The 16,260-nt window shown below is 30.2% G+C and carries 21 protein-coding genes; all 21 read right to left on the bottom strand.

What is annotated here, in order from left to right; translation table 11 throughout:
• Positions 1 to 50: 50 nt before the first annotated feature.
• On the bottom strand, positions 51 to 185 hold the full coding sequence (locus tag B2W91_RS06620) for an XkdX family protein (protein WP_291579581.1): 135 nt from the start codon (positions 183 to 185) through the stop codon (positions 51 to 53).
• Entirely contained in the window at positions 178 to 558 is a 381-nt protein-coding gene (locus B2W91_RS06615) for a hypothetical protein (protein ID WP_291579579.1), read from the bottom strand. The genes B2W91_RS06620 and B2W91_RS06615 overlap by 8 nt, the downstream gene beginning before the upstream one ends.
• Before the next feature lie 13 nt (positions 559 to 571).
• A complete protein-coding gene (locus B2W91_RS06610) occupies positions 572 to 2,167 on the bottom strand; it encodes a hypothetical protein (RefSeq protein WP_291579577.1) in 1,596 nt (531 codons plus the stop codon).
• A gap of 96 nt (positions 2,168 to 2,263) precedes the next feature.
• Entirely contained in the window at positions 2,264 to 2,428 is a 165-nt protein-coding gene (locus tag B2W91_RS06605; RefSeq protein ID WP_291579576.1) for a hypothetical protein, read from the bottom strand.
• Entirely contained in the window at positions 2,428 to 2,772 is a 345-nt protein-coding gene (locus tag B2W91_RS06600) for a hypothetical protein (RefSeq protein WP_291579574.1), read from the bottom strand. The genes B2W91_RS06605 and B2W91_RS06600 overlap by 1 nt, the downstream gene beginning before the upstream one ends.
• A 14-nt stretch (positions 2,773 to 2,786) precedes the next feature.
• Positions 2,787 to 4,046, bottom strand: a complete 1,260-nt coding sequence (locus tag B2W91_RS06595) for a phage tail protein (RefSeq protein ID WP_291579573.1) — start codon at positions 4,044 to 4,046, stop codon at positions 2,787 to 2,789.
• A 382-nt stretch (positions 4,047 to 4,428) separates the two neighbouring features.
• Positions 4,429 to 4,551 carry a hypothetical protein gene (locus B2W91_RS06590; protein ID WP_291579571.1) on the bottom strand — a complete coding sequence of 41 codons (123 nt, stop codon included), beginning with the start codon at positions 4,549 to 4,551 and terminating at the stop codon, positions 4,429 to 4,431.
• Positions 4,552 to 4,577: 26 nt separating this feature from the next.
• Positions 4,578 to 6,155 carry a phage tail protein gene (locus tag B2W91_RS06585; RefSeq protein ID WP_291579570.1) on the bottom strand — a complete coding sequence of 526 codons (1,578 nt, stop codon included), beginning with the start codon at positions 6,153 to 6,155 and terminating at the stop codon, positions 4,578 to 4,580.
• Positions 6,155 to 6,781, bottom strand: a complete 627-nt coding sequence (locus B2W91_RS06580; RefSeq protein ID WP_291579569.1) for a putative phage tail protein — start codon at positions 6,779 to 6,781, stop codon at positions 6,155 to 6,157. Before B2W91_RS06580 ends, B2W91_RS06585 begins: the two co-directional genes overlap by 1 nt.
• The gene (locus tag B2W91_RS06575; protein ID WP_291579568.1) at positions 6,774 to 7,727 is read right to left on the bottom strand and encodes a baseplate J/gp47 family protein; all 954 of its coding nucleotides are present in this window, start codon (positions 7,725 to 7,727) and stop codon (positions 6,774 to 6,776) included. Before B2W91_RS06575 ends, B2W91_RS06580 begins: the two co-directional genes overlap by 8 nt.
• Positions 7,728 to 7,845: 118 nt before the next feature.
• Entirely contained in the window at positions 7,846 to 8,250 is a 405-nt protein-coding gene (locus tag B2W91_RS06570; protein WP_291579567.1) for a DUF2634 domain-containing protein, read from the bottom strand.
• Positions 8,251 to 8,253: 3 nt separating this feature from the next.
• Complete coding sequence (locus B2W91_RS06565; protein WP_291579566.1) at positions 8,254 to 8,586, bottom strand: DUF2577 domain-containing protein; 333 nt, start codon at positions 8,584 to 8,586, stop codon at positions 8,254 to 8,256.
• A gap of 4 nt (positions 8,587 to 8,590) precedes the next feature.
• A complete protein-coding gene (locus tag B2W91_RS06560; RefSeq protein ID WP_291579565.1) occupies positions 8,591 to 9,565 on the bottom strand; it encodes an XkdQ/YqbQ family protein in 975 nt (324 codons plus the stop codon).
• Positions 9,566 to 9,576: 11 nt separating this feature from the next.
• Positions 9,577 to 10,239 carry a LysM peptidoglycan-binding domain-containing protein gene (locus tag B2W91_RS06555; protein WP_291579563.1) on the bottom strand — a complete coding sequence of 221 codons (663 nt, stop codon included), beginning with the start codon at positions 10,237 to 10,239 and terminating at the stop codon, positions 9,577 to 9,579.
• Positions 10,239 to 12,392: a hypothetical protein gene (locus tag B2W91_RS06550; RefSeq protein ID WP_291579561.1), complete on the bottom strand. Its 2,154-nt coding sequence runs from the start codon at positions 12,390 to 12,392 to the stop codon at positions 10,239 to 10,241. The genes B2W91_RS06555 and B2W91_RS06550 overlap by 1 nt, the downstream gene beginning before the upstream one ends.
• A 269-nt stretch (positions 12,393 to 12,661) precedes the next feature.
• The gene (locus B2W91_RS06545) at positions 12,662 to 13,075 is read right to left on the bottom strand and encodes a phage tail assembly chaperone (protein ID WP_291579559.1); all 414 of its coding nucleotides are present in this window, start codon (positions 13,073 to 13,075) and stop codon (positions 12,662 to 12,664) included.
• A gap of 15 nt (positions 13,076 to 13,090) precedes the next feature.
• Entirely contained in the window at positions 13,091 to 13,555 is a 465-nt protein-coding gene (locus B2W91_RS06540; RefSeq protein WP_291579558.1) for a phage tail tube protein, read from the bottom strand.
• Complete coding sequence (locus tag B2W91_RS06535; protein WP_291579557.1) at positions 13,556 to 14,854, bottom strand: phage tail sheath family protein; 1,299 nt, start codon at positions 14,852 to 14,854, stop codon at positions 13,556 to 13,558.
• On the bottom strand, positions 14,855 to 15,028 hold the full coding sequence (locus B2W91_RS06530) for a hypothetical protein (protein ID WP_291579556.1): 174 nt from the start codon (positions 15,026 to 15,028) through the stop codon (positions 14,855 to 14,857).
• Complete coding sequence (locus tag B2W91_RS06525; RefSeq protein WP_291579555.1) at positions 15,021 to 15,479, bottom strand: phage tail terminator family protein; 459 nt, start codon at positions 15,477 to 15,479, stop codon at positions 15,021 to 15,023. The genes B2W91_RS06530 and B2W91_RS06525 overlap by 8 nt, the downstream gene beginning before the upstream one ends.
• On the bottom strand, positions 15,466 to 15,900 hold the full coding sequence (locus tag B2W91_RS06520) for an HK97 gp10 family phage protein (RefSeq protein ID WP_291579554.1): 435 nt from the start codon (positions 15,898 to 15,900) through the stop codon (positions 15,466 to 15,468). Before B2W91_RS06520 ends, B2W91_RS06525 begins: the two co-directional genes overlap by 14 nt.
• Between the last annotated feature and the right edge of the window lie 360 nt (positions 15,901 to 16,260).

Here is a 16,260-nt window from a genome sequence, read left to right as displayed (position 1 = left end):
AAATAGGCAAAATAAAAAGACCCTATGGTCCGTTATCTTGCCTTTAAAATTTATTCTGTAATATAATCTTTGTCTGTAATGCTCTTAAACTCTTCTACTGTTAAAACACCCCACTTTTGGGCTTCTTTTAAATCCTCTAAGCTTAAATATTTTTCACTATAAAACAGTTTATAAAAATTAAACATTATCACTACCTCCTAATTGGGCTAATTTTATGTTTAAATTGTTAATTTGCTCTGCTAAACTAGCAATCAAAATATCCTTCTTTCTATTTTCTATTGTAAGATTATTTATTGTTTTAATTGTTAATTCTTCTTTTGTTGGTTCATCTTCTACATATTCATGTGTAACTTCACCATATTGACCATATGATTTTTTTATAACATCTAACCAATATTCAAATTCTTCATTTTTACATTCATATTCTAATTTAGTTAATTGAAATATTGGTTCTTGAACTATTTTTGTTTTAATTTCTATTAGTTCATTTTCTGGAAGTTCAACTTCTTTTGTTTTATATCCTTGAAATTCATTGTTGTAATATTTTATTTTATACATTAAATCACTCCTTTTATGGTATTTTTACGATTTCCATAACCCCACTATCTCGTAGATACCAATATATATAGTTACTACTAAGGTTTTGCTCAAACATTACTGTAACGCCTGAATCTTCTAGAACACCAGGTAACGTCGAAAAAGTTTTATTATTAAGCTTTTTTATAAAATTACTGCGTAAATCTGACGAGAAGCCATTGTTGGAACAAGTGTTACCAAAAGTATTGTTCCAACAAACGTCACCCAAACGATTGCTATAACAATTGTTACTAAAGCTATTATTAGAACAATCATTACCGAGAGTATTGCCATCACAATTTTCACCAAAACTATTGATATTACAATCGTTGCCAAAACTATTATTACCACAACTGTTGCCCAAACTATTGATATGACAATCGTATCCGAATTTATTACCATCACAATCGTTGCCAAAACTATTGCTATAGTAATAGTTACCAAAAGTATTCCCATTACAATTGTTCCCAAAGCTATTGCTATGACAATCGTAACTGAACCTATTGTAATAACAAGTGTTACCAAAACTATTATTAGAACAACTGCTAATAAATATATTATTATAACATAATGCTCCAAATTTATTTCTACTAGAATCCAATCCTAAAAAATTGGAATAATTACTGTTACTAAGCGAATTATTAGTATTGCCACCTAATAAGGTATTCGAGTGGCATACATTGCTAAAATTGTTATTAAAACAGTTTTTGCCGAAAGTATTGTAATAGCAAGAACTCTCAAGAACATTGTTGTGACACCCGCTTGAGAAAACATTATTGTGTAGCAAGTTACCAATTCTAGGTTTAATTACATTTATTTTACAATCCCCACTAAAGGTTGGTACTTCTACTAAATCACCTCTGATTAATTCTATCCCAGCGGTGATTTGAGTTTTCTCATTATATAACAGCGGTGCATCTAAGTCGGGATATACTTCATAAAAGACGTTAGGGTCTGTTGGAGAGGTTGGTACGTTTGTGTTTTTAGCCATCCATAGTTTATTGTCAGCTTTATATATATAGTTCATCATTGCAGGTTTACCACTTGATTGAAGTACATAATCACGTTGAGAACTATTGTGGTAATAACTGTTTCTATGAGGTTTATACCTCACCCACAACATAGTTCTCCAATCCTGCGGTGCATCATTCCCACTTATCGGGTCATACCGTCTTAATATAAACCCACTACGTTGTGTTGAATTATCTTCACATACATTATTATCAAAGTCATACCATATCGTATCTGCTGGGAATTTAGTACTAAAAACAATAGGTTCAAACGTATTCTTGCTACTTGCTGTTAATATTAATTCTTCTACATCCATTTCTTTTATAACATTCGTTGTTGGTTGTTGATATTTTGTTCTGTAGTCTGTAAGTACATATTGAACTCCTGGAACTAATTTATTATTTTCAATTAACTCTTTTAATTCAGCATAGGTTTTTCTTTGTTGTATTATTTGTGACTCGATATTATTAAGTTTTTCATCTAATGTGTTTTCTTCATCTACGTACACAGCTTTTGCATGTGTCATGGGGAATACATTGCTTTTATCTACATCTTTTAATACCTTTATTCTTCCTTGCATATTTATCACCTCTTATTTTAAAAATAGGCAAAATAAAAAAGCTATATGCCTCAATATCTTACCTTTAAATTATTTTAATTATGTCGCAAAAATTATCTATTCCGCAACTGCTCCACTGTTTACTATTATATAATCCTCTACTGCTTTTCTATAATCTTTATTTGTAACATCATCCAGTTCAAAAGTTTTATTCTTTAATGGGTTTATACCCTTATTTATTATTCTTTCAGCTAGAATCCTAACAATAATATCATTAACCATTATAAAATCCCTCCTACATTTTCATTTTCTTTCAATAATAGTTGATTTTCTAATTCTTCTTTTTCTCTTCTAAGCTTTTCTTCTTCACTCTCTTCCTTTTTAGGGATATATTCTGTAATAATTATTAAGTCTTTTAATTCTGTTTTACTTTTATCCTTTGTTGTATCTATATAATAATTTATTGCTTCTTTAAAATTATTATCATTGTAATTATAAGGTAAATCTATAAAATCAATTTCTTTTGGTCTTAGTCCTTCTTGTAAATCTCCTGTCATTTCTCCAAATGTATTATTTAATATTTTACCTGTATTTCTACAATAAATTAATCTTATTCCATACTTCATTAATCTACCTCCTATTATTCAATGGCTACCCATTTCCAAGTACCAGAACAGAAAAAATCATTCGTTCCGTTTGCTAACTCTACACTCATACCACCATTAAAAAATAAATGGCTTTTTCGTGAACGTCCAATATTACTATCGGATATCAATACCCATAAGGCATAAATAGACATTTCTGAATTGCTATCTGCACTTAAGAAAAAATTAGCATTATTATACACTCCTGCTACAAAAGAAGGTTTAAAATCTAATCCCGAAATTGAAAACTCTCTAGTGTTACTAATAGTAGTTGATCCAACCGCAGCTTTTATGCCTACACTAATATTAGATATTTTATTTATTAAGTCTTGTAAGCTCTCACTACCACTGCTATTTTGTTCTTTTGTAATTAGATTACTAGCAAAAGTATTTTTTAAAGTTTGTATCTTGCTTTTCATGCTGTTAAAAGTATCTGAGCTGGTTAATGGAGAGCCGATAACAGAAGCTATATTTTTCTTACCATTATCGGCAAATTGAAAAAGGTTTTGTAAGCAAGTTTGTACGTCATTGCCTGTAAGTCCTGAAATTGTGCTTACTCCTATGCTTTTAGCTCCACTACTTCCACTTGTAGTCTTAGATAATTCTTCTTTCTTTGCAAACTCAGCCATTTGCGACGTAACTTCTTGTAAGTTTTCTTTATTTTCTTTTATCTGTGACTCAGTTTTTTCAAATGCATCTTTAATTACAGGATGCATCTCCCCCTCGATTATAACTGTTTCATCAAGTAGATCTTCAGCATAGACCCCTTTTAAATCTTTAATTTTATTTTCTAATACTTCTACATCCTTTTTAGTTGCCATTATAATAGCTGGATCTATCTTTAATGTTACATTTGCAGAATTACTTACTTCTAATATCATTCTTATTATTAAATCTTTAGTTGAGCCATCACTTATAACTGGTTTATAGGTTTCTGGATATTTTCCTATGGCAATTAAACTGCCTTCATCATCAAATATCCCTACCTCTCTTATAAAAAACCCTCCTACATTACCAGCAATTATTGTTTCTATAACTATCCAATTTGGATTCTTACTATCTGTGGTTATAGAACTTATAGTTCCTTTCCAAACTTCATTAACTATGGCTTCTTGATTCTCTGTAGGATTATAATACTTCCCATTTCCATCACCTAGTACTAAGGTTGTTAAATTTAATTTATTTCCAAGAGTATTTGCATTAGCTATTTTCGCTTTTCCTATAGATGTTAATATGCTATAAAATTGTTCTGCCATTANNACTGTTATTTTCTAAGATTTAAGTTATGTCGCAAATATTATCTATTGTTATAATGCTTTTAGTATTATACTAATAATTTATTTATCTCTTCTTTTTTATTGTTCCTTAATTAATCTTTCTAACATAAAATTTAACTAGGTAGCTATCAACTGTAAAAGTCATTTCTTAATTACTTCCTTGCAATGCTGAAATAATAGAGGTTAATTTTAATATAGTACCTTCTAGTTCTGTTACCTTAATTTTTAATCTTCCATTTTTCTCATTACTAATTTGTAATTCTTCTAGTTGTTTAATTTTATCCTATAGAACAGTATCCACCGCTAGCTCATAAGTTTCTTGACTCCATTGATTACCCAGCCACTTTCTATATCTTACTGCCTAATTACACTCTGATAATTCTATATGCTCATCTGTATTATTGGGTATTCTCCCTACCTTTGATTGAATTTCTACACATACGTTATTGTCATTCAATTTCGCATAATAATAAAACTTTTTCATTTACAAGTCCTCATTTCCTTTTATAACTACCATCCTATAGCATATATCGTACCTTTTATTCGACATTGTCCTTTAAGTCTCCCATAAGAAGAACCTTGCATTCTCATATATAGTTTGCTGTTTCCAATCTTTGAAAAGTCCCTTTGATAATTATCTTTACGCCATTCTGAACTTTTACCATTAACATACTCATTCTTAATAGTTAATGCCGTATTTACATCTGACATCATAGTCATAAAAAAGTCTATTCCACCCCTACCTGTGGTGCCTCCTTGGCAAGAAGCAATTTCCGTGAACGAGGATGAATACCCTAGTTGAAAATCCATGCTCCCATAATCTGTTCCATCATATTGAGCATACATATATCCCTTAAGTAATAAAAACTTCACACTGGAATGCAAAGTAGTATCTATTGTGTAATATTTATATTTAACAGTCTTGTTTGACTCTTCATCAATAGTATCTGATATATCAACATCTATTTTCTGAATATATGCGTTATTGGACGCTAGAGTACCAATCACTCCACCAATATTAATACCTTCTTTAATATTTGAAGCTATCAAATTAGAAAACTGCGATTTTACATATCCACCACTATAATATCCACTTGGTAAATTATATTGTCCACCTTGAATTGTTAAAGTTTGTGCAAGGCTTCCTCTATTAGGCATAGTACCAACTATTCCAGTATCATTATCGTTGCTAAATGTTTTCCCTGCTAGTACATTTGCAACGTCAGCATTTCCCTCTGCACTAGCCTTGATAAAAAAACAATCATTTGTAGAACTATACCAAACTGTTACTGCTTTTCCTGATATTAAATTAGGTGACGTAGTTGTATTGGGTTTATATAATGGCTTACCATTTATAGTTGTAACATTTCCATTATTGTTTTCAGCAACTATAAAGGTTTTAGAATAACCATCTATTAATGTTGAGGCATTCAATATTATTTCTGTAGCTGTTCCATCTGCCACTTTATACACCATATCATCCATTTGCGACGTAACTTCTTGTAAGTTTTCTTCTATTGTCTTATCATTATTGGCTTTTATGTCTTCTGCCTTAAGTGTGATATCACCTAGTTTATTATTTACTTTAGTTACTGGTATTTTGATGTTTTTAATTTTATTATCTAGTATTTCAATATCTTTTTTAGTTGCAATTACGGTAGTTGGATCTATCTTTAAAGTTACACTAGAAGCATTATCTACTTCTAATATCATTCTTATTATTAAATCTTTAGTTGCTCCATCACTTACAATAGGTTTATAGGTTTCTGGGTATTTTCCTATAGCAATTAAGCTGCCTTCATCATCAAACACACCTACTTCTCTTATAAAAAATCCCCCTACATTACCAGCTATCATTGTTTCCATAACTATCCAATTTGAATTTTCACTATCTGTGGCTATAGCTCCTATGTTTCCTCTCCAAACTTCATTAACTAGTGCTTCTTGATTTTCTGTAGGATTATAATACTTGCCATTTCCGTCCCCTAGTGCTAAAGTTGTTAAATTTAATTTTGTACCAAAAACACTCGCATTAGCTATTTTAGCTTTTCCTATAGATGTTAATATACTATAAAATTGTTCTGCCATTATATTGCCTCCCTTCTTGGGTGTATTGTTATTTCTTCCACATCTGAATTATTAGATAATGCAATATTAAGTTTTGCTTTAGTTTCTAAAGTTTTAGCACTATATGGATATAAAGTTATTTCTTCTCCTGCCATAACACAACTTGCATAATAAATAGGTGATTTAATCTTTTGTACTAATGTAGAATTTAGTACCATATTGCATGGAATTATATATCTAAAGTTATCTATTATTTCATTAAAGGTATTCCAATCAAAAGTGTTTATTTCTACTTTTAAAATATATTCATTGTTTAATAATTCTAATTTATAGTTGTCTTCTCCAAATAAATTTTTCAGCTTATTGTCTAAGAATCTATAGCTAAATGGAACTTTGTCTAACTTTCTATTTTTAATCCTTAACTTTCTAAAATCTAAGCTTTCATTCAAGTCATCTACCCTTATTTTAAATAAGGTTTCATATTTTTTAATGCCATATTCTGTTGCAGTATCTATAAAATTTTCATTTAAAATTCTTTGCTGCCCTTTTTCTAATAATTCAAACTCTTTATCTTCTGTTTCCATTATTTCTTTAAATTCTTTTATATTAGCAATCTCTGGTGGTAAAAAGTCTATTAACTTATTCATTTAATACCACCTCTTTCAATGTAGGAACTTCGTCTAATCCTAGAGTTAAATTTTCTTCTTTTTCATTTACTTTAGTTGTGTGTATATCTGCCACACCTTCTACATTTAAAATTCTAGCTTCAATTTGACTTATTCTAACTATTGTATTTTCTTCCTCCGGCCATTGTTTTCTAAGACTTAAGAGATAATCTTTAATAACTCCCTCTATATCCTCCTGAACTTGGCCTATAGTAACATCCCTTCTTAACAGAAGTTTAGTATCTATAGTTATTTCTATATCTTCAACTCCCTTAACCATTACTACATGGCCAACTGGAGCTATACCTAAACCTTTCCCATTGTTAGGAATAGGATCTAAAGTAGTTTGAACTAAATTAATTAATTCTTTAGTAGGAACGTTGTAGCTGCTATCTAAAAATACAATTTTTACAGTACCTCCACCATTCCATATAGGAAATACTTTTACAGCTCCAACTCCCTCTATAGCTCTAGTGTTAATTTTGTAATCCGCTATGTTACCGCCAAATGGTTTTTCATTTAAATGCTCAATGTACCTATTAAAAAGACTTTCATTATTTTCTATTTCTTGTCCTGGGATAATAATTTCTCCTAGGTTAGCAGTAGATAAACCCTCTATATAATCTATAGGTATTAATTGTCCTGCTATAAAATTGCCTTCTATACCTATAGACTCGCACCTCATTTTATATGTTCCTGTGGATATTTTCTCTATAGCTATAAAATTGAAATCATCTATAGAAAATCTACTACCTATAGGAATATCTATTAAATTATTATCTTGATCATAGAAATATCCTTTTTTAATTGCATAAGTTGCAGCCCCTCTTTTAAGCCCTTCTTCTGCTACCCTTAAATCTAAAAACTCACCTGGCATATTGGGACTGGCAAAAGTATATTCTAAGAATCTATCCATATCAGAATACATTCTTGCAACTTCCATTGCTGCTGGAGNNTATAATAGAACCTTCTCTTTTGTCTAAATCTCCCTGTACTTTTTCTAACATCCTATTTAAAACTGTTTCCTCTGTATATGCTTCAAACAACTATCTCACCACACTTTCAGTAAATTCTCCATAAATAGAAAAAACTGTGAACTCAACTTGAGCACAGTCTTTTTCATATTTAAATATAAAATTATCAATATTGTTAATCCTATCATCTTGCAATAGTGCCTCAGTTATTCGTCTTTTAAACTCACTTTCTGCTATATCCTTTTGCTCCCCTATAAGTTCATTAAATTCACTTCCATAATTCCAAGAATATATCAGATACTCATATCTTTCTGTATTTAATATTAAATATATAGCTTGCTTTAACGCTTCAACTCCATCACAAAATCCTATAGTTTTTCCTTTTTCAAAATCTATTCTGTATGTTTTACTAGGTTCAATTATTTCTTCTAATTCTAGATCTTCGGATATAACCGCTCCTTGTGGTAATATACTCAATTGTTACACCACCTTATCTAATATAATGTATTGTTGTCCACCTTGCACTCTTAACAATAAGACTTTATCCCCTTGTTTAAGCCCTTCTCTTATAACAACTTTATTTAAAGCATTAGAAGTTGAACCATTAGTATAATTATGATTATGGGACAAATCTATTTCATACTTAGTTAAACTTTCAGGGATAATAAAAAATTCCTTTGGTAGTATAAGTTTTTGGTCTATCTTTATTTTAAAATCTTCTACATTTAGTACCTCACCAAAAATTATATTAACTGGATTACTTGCACCTACTGCATCTATTCCAGCTTTTTTTATAATATTTATCATTCCCAATTATCTACACCACCTTTAAATCAAAATCCATAACTAAATTACCCTTTTCAAACTTATGTGTGGCTTCTTCTATTAAATAGTATTGTTTAATTCCCTTTTCTTTTATATCTACATAGACACCAGCCCCTGCCCTTAACTTTAAATCGTCCTTAATATCAATGCTTAAAATATCTTTTAATTTTAATGTTTTAGCCTCTCTATTCTTAAGTTTTAATGTATTGTTAACCATTTCTTGTATTTGTGCCTTATTCATTTTTTCATCTACTTTTTTATAGTATTGAAGTCTTCCCCATTTAGCTATATTCTTACTATCCTGTGCAATAAATACATCTGTTTTCATCTCTTCTTTATTTTCTCTAACTATTTTCACTCTATTATAGGTATCAGATTCTATACTATTTTTCCAGTCATAATCACCTAAATTGCTATCATCAGAAATAACAGTTCTTTCCCTCATACTATTTATATTTTTTAAACAAAGAGCTCCAAAATCATCATAAAAGGTATAAGTTTGTTTTGTATTCACTAAAGTCTTTTCTAAAGAACTATATATTATATCTAGAAGCTTTTTATCGCTCTCTAGCATAGATGGAATTACATACTTTGTGTCTTCTATAGTTCCTATCTTTAATCCAATATCATTTGCTATTTGGCTTATTATTTGGCTGGCTTTTTTATTAGTAAAAAAATAACTATCATTGAATAGTAGGTATCTTATCTGATCAAAAGCTGTTACTTTTACTTCAACATCTTTACTGCCACCATTCTCAAATACATAACCATAGAAAACTTTATTATTATCTACCTTAAAACTTACTACATCACCGTTATTTATAGATATAGATTTATCCTTTATAAATTTAAATTCTAGACTAGAAGGATTACCTTTTCTTTTAGTTTTCCAAGTGACTTCTGTAATAAGTTCAGATATATTAAATACATTGCCATTTTTATTATCTAAAAGTAATTCAATTTGCACTTAACCACCACCTATGGAATTTTAAAAACTTGACCTGGATATATTAAATTAGGATTTTGGATATTATTTAATTTTGCTATTTCTGGGTATCTAGCACCATCACCAAGATACCTTTTAGCAATATGCCACAATGTGTCTCCGCTAACAACAGTATGTGTTTTTTGTTTTGGTTTTTCTACTGGCCTTGGTGGTTTAGCTTTTACAGCTGTAGCTTTATCTTTAGCATTTTGTTTAGTTACTATAACTACTTTTTTAGCTGCATAAGGTCTATATCTCTTAAGTTCTATAGAGTAATATATATCTCCAACTTCTCCACCTTTTTCACTTAGTTTAAAACTTTCTATAATAAATAAGTCATTCAGCTCTAAAGGACTCCCACCGGTAAATATAAATCTTATTTTTTGTTTCTTATCTCTCCACTCTCTAATTTTGTTAATATAAAAACCCGGAGAAAATAACTCCTCCGAGCTTACATAAGGTCCTCTATTTAATGGAAAATAACTTTCAAAACTTATCTCACTTAACTTAGGTCTATTTATTGTATTAACTTCTCCTAAGTTAATAACATTAAAAGTTTCATTGTCCCCATCTTCATTTATCTCTATTTTTTCTGGGAGTACTGGAAGAATAAATCCTTCTTCACCGTCATTTATTCCTAGATACATTTTGTACATTAAGCATATACCCCCTCTGCACTATTAACTAGCTCATTTTCCATGTAGGTTTCTATTCTAGAGATTATTGTATTAATATCTGCCTCTTCTTTAATATCTCCAGTTGTAACCTGCACTGTAGGAGTTAGTGTAACAAAATTTTGTACGCTCTCCTGTTCCGCTAAATCTCTCATCATTTCTAAATGCTCATTACTTACATCCATTTTATCGTCAATATTTTTAAGATGATCATTAGTTCCTGTAATACCTTTACCTAAATCTCCCAAATTTCCTGAGCTTCCTAATCCTCCTACACCTTCAAGGTTACCACCTTTATTGTTGTTCAAGTTGTCCATAATATTTGTTGGTGGTTCTGGTGGACCATAAGGAACTTCTCCCATACTGCCAAACAAATTTCCTATATCAAATTTATCCTCAATATTTTCTCCAAACTTATACCCTAAATCAAATGCTTCTCCGTATTCAAATCTGTCCAATTTAAGAGCATTAGCATCTTTTCTATCAATCTTAATTTTGGCCTCACCTACTAAATCATCAACTAGTCCTTTAAGTCCACCTCTCCAACCATTGACTGCATCAGCAAGATTAGATCCAAAAACAGCATCTATAGCTGATGCTATACCTTCTAAAATTCCTAAAATTGAATCTGCCATTCCTCCAAATAGCCTTACAATTGAACCTATTGGGTCGTTAAATATATTGGCAAAAAATTCAGCAAAAGTTGCTATATTATTCCAAAGTACAACTCCCATTTGAATTACAAAATTTATAACCCCTACAAACAAGTTACCTATAAAAGCAAGTACTGTCATAAAAGCCCCTGCAATAAGACCTGTTGCACTTAATGATGTACCAGCAAAATGATTAACTGCTCCTACTGCCGCATAAAATACTGCAATTAACATAATTATTGCTATAATAATCCAACTAATAGGGCATGCTGCTAAAGCTGCATTTAATCCATCCTGTGCAATTATTAAAGCAACAATTGCAAGCGTTTCTATACCAGATGCAATTGCATGTATCCCTTTGGCTATTGTAGCTTTTATTGTTGCAAACCAAGCAATTCCCATTGCTATATCATAAGCAATTAGCGATGCCACTATTCCCCATACTAAAGGACCAATAAACTCCCAATTATTTAAAACTATTTCACCTATCCAACAAAAAATATCTGCTACTCCTTTAGCTATGGTAGATATGATAATTAATCCATTAGATATAGAATCAAAGACAGGTTGCAATCGTCCTTGTTGAAACCACTCATTAAGAGTACTTAAAATAGGTTTTAAAATCTGCAAAGCACCATAGCCAGCTTCTGCAAAAGAGGTTTGTATATTTGACTTTAAATTGTCTAGTTGTGTTATTGCTGAATTATTAACTTCTTCTAATGCTTGCTCTGTAGCTCCCTTTGCATTTAATATTTCATCAAATTTATTTATAAAATCATCTATACCTGAACTACTCTCAAGAAATTCTAAATCTGCATCTTCAAACTCAAAATTCTCCATTAAAGCTCCAAAGTCACCAGCTAGTGCTTCTTTAATTGCAGATGCGGAATCTTCCAACCCTTGAGTTGGATCAACAAGAGATAACTTTTCAGCACTCTTGTTTAAATTCATAAGTTTATCTGTGTCTTTAGTTACTTTCATAAATTCCATGCTTATTCCTGTGAATTCTTCTAAACTATAAGCACTTTGATTAGCATGATCAGTTAGTCCTTTAAAAAATTGTTTTCCTGCACCCTTGTTACCTAGTGCGCTAGAAACAGTATTAAGTTGTTGTTCTAATCTTGCAGCGCCACCTATTGTCGAATCAAAAGCTTTTTCAATAGTAAAATTCTCTTCTTTAAAGGATTTAATTTTATCCTGTAATTTTTCTATAAAATTTGGACTTTTATCAGTAGCATCGTTTAACTTCTCCTGTTCATTTGCCGCTCTATTTTGAGAAATCACTAATTGGTGCAATGCCGCCGAAGCTCTATTGGCACTCCCTCTAGCCGCATTTAAAGTATTAGTAATTCCTATATCTCTGCCAGATGAGCTTGATAAACTATCCATAGCTGAAATAGTTAAATTTAAAGCTTGAGTAATGTGTTGAAGTGGTTTTGTCATTTCATCAAACATTTTTAAGCTAGTTGATACTGTTGCCATAATATCACCTCCCTTTAGAGATAATAAAAGCACCCCTACTAAAGAGTGCTTTTAACTTAAAAATTTATTTTTATAGAACTATAATATTATTTAACTCTATTTTTTCTTAGCTTTACTTAAAGACCTTTTTTCACTTTCTACATAAAGATCTATACTAGCATATATAAAAGCTTTTTCATTCCTAGGTATATTTTTAAATGTGCTAGGAAGAATTTTAAGTTTATGGAGGGCATAATGTGCATAATTAGCCTCAGCATCCCCCCCATTTATTAGTTTTTTGCTTCTTCAACTAGCTCCTGCATACTTCTGTCGTATCCATTTACTTCACTTACTACACTTGACCATTCTGAGTATTCTCCATCACTCATTTTACTTTTCATAGCTTTAAGCAATTCTTCATCACCCATAACTTGCCATGCTGCTTGAAGCTCTGCATCTTTTAGATCTGGATAGGTTGTAGTTTCTATTATAAGTTTAGCTAAATATTTATCATTATCTGTTTCTATTACTTTTTGACCTTTTACAAAACTAACTTTTCTGCATTTTTTTCTTATTTCATCACCTGTAGTTGATGCTATAGGTTTGAACCTCATTTTTCTTTTTTTTCCGCCCATAGTTATTTCTCTTTCTATTTCTTCCACTTCTTCAAAAGAGTCCATTAAAAAGTCTTCAAATTTATTCATTATATTTCCTCCTAATTATCCTAATGTTGGTTTATTAAATTTATTTAATATATCTACATCTTCAAAAGTAAATGCCATATCTTCTTCTAAAACTTCACTTTCTACATCAAAAGCAGCCATGCTTACCTCATCAAGGTTACAGTTTTTTAATACTACTGTTTGTCCTCCTAAGCTACTTGTTGGATCCTCATTGGTTACAGTAATATCAAAATAAACATCTCTACCTTCTTTTATATAGTTAAGCATTAACTCTCTGAAAAGAGAAGTTGCATAATACACAGTAAGTGTACCTGTACCTTTCCAGCCTGCTGCCTTATTTTGAGTAGCTCTATTACCTAAAGTTTTCCCTTCTGTTTTTTGTTTTTCAACTTTAGATTCTAACTTCTTTGCATAAAATAATTCTTCATTTCTACCATTTACAGTTATATATGCTCTTGCCTCAGCACCACTAATAGTATCACTAAGCTTTAAAGATCCCATCTAACATACCTCCACATTCATGTATAATTTTTCCATGCTATCTATTGGTTGTACTTCAACCTTTACTAACACAGAGTCTTTGTCTTTTCCTTTTTCAATTTCAATATCTTCTGGAACAACATTTTCAAGGGCATCTATTTCTTGAAGCTGCTCTAAAAATTTAATTACATCCTTTTTAAAAAGAATTCTGCCATCTACGCTATTAGCAATTTTGCCAATGTAATTAGTTTCCCATAATAGTTTAATTCCATTATTTATTTCATATAAAGTTCTTATTAATCTATTTTTTCTATAGTCTTTATCTTTATCTTCAGTAAATGTTTTAAGAGTATTAATATCTTGTTCTATGACTACTTTTCTATTATTAATAGTAAACACTATTTCTCCATTATTTAAAGCATCTGTTATTTCTTTATTTGTATATTTGATATCTACATCAATAGCACCATCATATTGAAGATATGTGTTAGATTGATTTATATTTGCTCCTGCTGTAGCTCCAGTAACAAATGCAACTGCCTTATCAGATGTTATTTTAGTTCCATCCCCTAAGATAACTCCATTTTTAACGCTAATAACATTTTCGCTATCAGCTTCAGCATAATTTTCTAGAACTAATTGTACTTGTCTGCCATCTTCTTTTAATCTCTTTACAAAATCAGTAGCTACAGCTTTTATATCAGACTCCTTGGTTGGCATTCCTATAGTATGGAATTCATGTGCTTCAATGGCTGATAAATAATCAGTATAATTTTCATTAGTAACAGTTCCATCCTCACCGCCTTTTAATGGTAGTCCTGATGTAGTTTTTAATTCTCCAGTTCCTTTGAACTCAACATAACCATTTGGTTTCAAATCATCTATAGTTTTAACTAATTGTTTATCAACTTTATTACCTTCAAAAGTAGTTATAACCTCAAATTTACTTATGTCGTCTATATCATTTTGTACTATTACAGTAATATTATTTCCCTTTGTTCCACTATACTTAGCATTTATAGTTNNTGCAACAGCTTTACTACCCTCATTAACTCTATATAGTAAAAGTGTCTTAGCTTTCTTAAATACTTCTCTAATTAATAAAGCACTATTATCTGATATATTGATCCCCAATACTTTTGATAAATCATCATCAGCATGTATAGTAATGATTTCTTTTTCTGGTCCCCAAGGCAGTGTTAAAGGTAATGTTGCAATTCCTCTTTCTCCTATTGATGCTATTACATTCTTTTTAGATTTAAAGTTTATATATGCTCCTGGTCTTACTTTATTTTGTGATGTCCATGTTCCTCCAGCCATCTATTTCACCTCTCTCTTTTTAAATTCATCTATAATATTGTTAGCTTCCTCTAATGAGTATTCCTTATCATCAAGTAAAGCCTTTAAAATATCCTTTTCTATTTGTGTAAATTTATTAGAATTAACAATTTGCTCTTTATTAAATTTAATTTGTTCAATTTCTTTTTTAGTCATTCTTCAATTCGACCTCCTTATTTAACACTTTCATTTTAGTCACTTCTTCTACTTCCCTAACTACTTTGTAATTAAATTGTAAAAAAAAGTGCAATACTCCATCTATAATTTCATGTTCCATATTACTAGCTCTATATAAATCTTTATCTACAGGCACATACTCAAGAACTTCATAAAGTTTATTAGCAACCTCTAAGCAATCTAAATTAATCTCCTCTTTACCAGTAAAATAACTCACATCAAAATATATACTTTTTTTATACCTAATGTTAAGTTCTTTACTTTGCTCTGATTTTAAAACTTTAATAAAAAAACAAGGTGCTTCAAAACCCTGCTTTACTTCTTCATCATATATATTTATGTTAGGAAACTCTTTATTCAGCTTTTGGCTAACCCCTACTCTTAAATTATTTATAGTTGATATACTATCGCCTCCCTTAAGATCTACCATAAAGTATTTGTTTTAATAATTGAACTTGTTTTTGCTCTAGAAACTTAGGCAGCTCTTTTTCTATTTCTTCCATAGAAATAGTTGCCATAAACTTTCCTTCTACCCATGCTTTACCATCTTCAGTTAAATACCCATACTCCACATGTGAAGCATATTCTAAATCATTAAATATTTCTACTATATAACTATTGCCATGTCTAACTACATTTCCTATTTCCCAGTTTTCCTTTAAATCTCCTTTAGTTTTATTAGGATAGGCATCTACTGGAGTTCTCTTCTTAATCTTTTCTTTAGCTCTAAGTGCCATTTCAAGTAAAAATTCCTTTATCCATCTTTCAATTACTCTTTCATCAAGAGCTTTTTGGAATCTCTTAGATATCTTCTTAAAATGACTGCAATCAAAGTTTCCAAGTCTAGCCATTATGATTTCTCCTCTTTATTTAATATCAATTCTTGATGGGTATAATAAACTAACTCTTTTATATCTTTATATTTAGTAGCTATATTTAATTAATTATTTATCACTCCTATTTAGGTAAAGCTTAATTTCTCTTTAGTTATATGGTCTTTATTATTTGCTTTGTATTTTTAGGATAAATTCCAATAAAAAAATCCTTAGAATCACATTCTAAGGGTGTACCTAAAAGCTTTTTAGTTTCATTTGATTTGCCTCAGTAATATATGAGCTTTTTAATATTTTTTAATCATGTCATTTTTATCACCTCCAATATGATATTTATATTAATTATTTCAAGTAACACTTATATAAGTAGATACCTAA

Source organism: Clostridium sp. UBA6640 (genome assembly GCF_002455975.1).
Lineage (GTDB): Bacteria > Bacillota > Clostridia > Clostridiales > Clostridiaceae > Clostridium_J.
The sequence above is the reverse complement of the archived record's forward strand: the minus strand, read 5'-3'. Positions and strand labels throughout refer to the sequence as shown.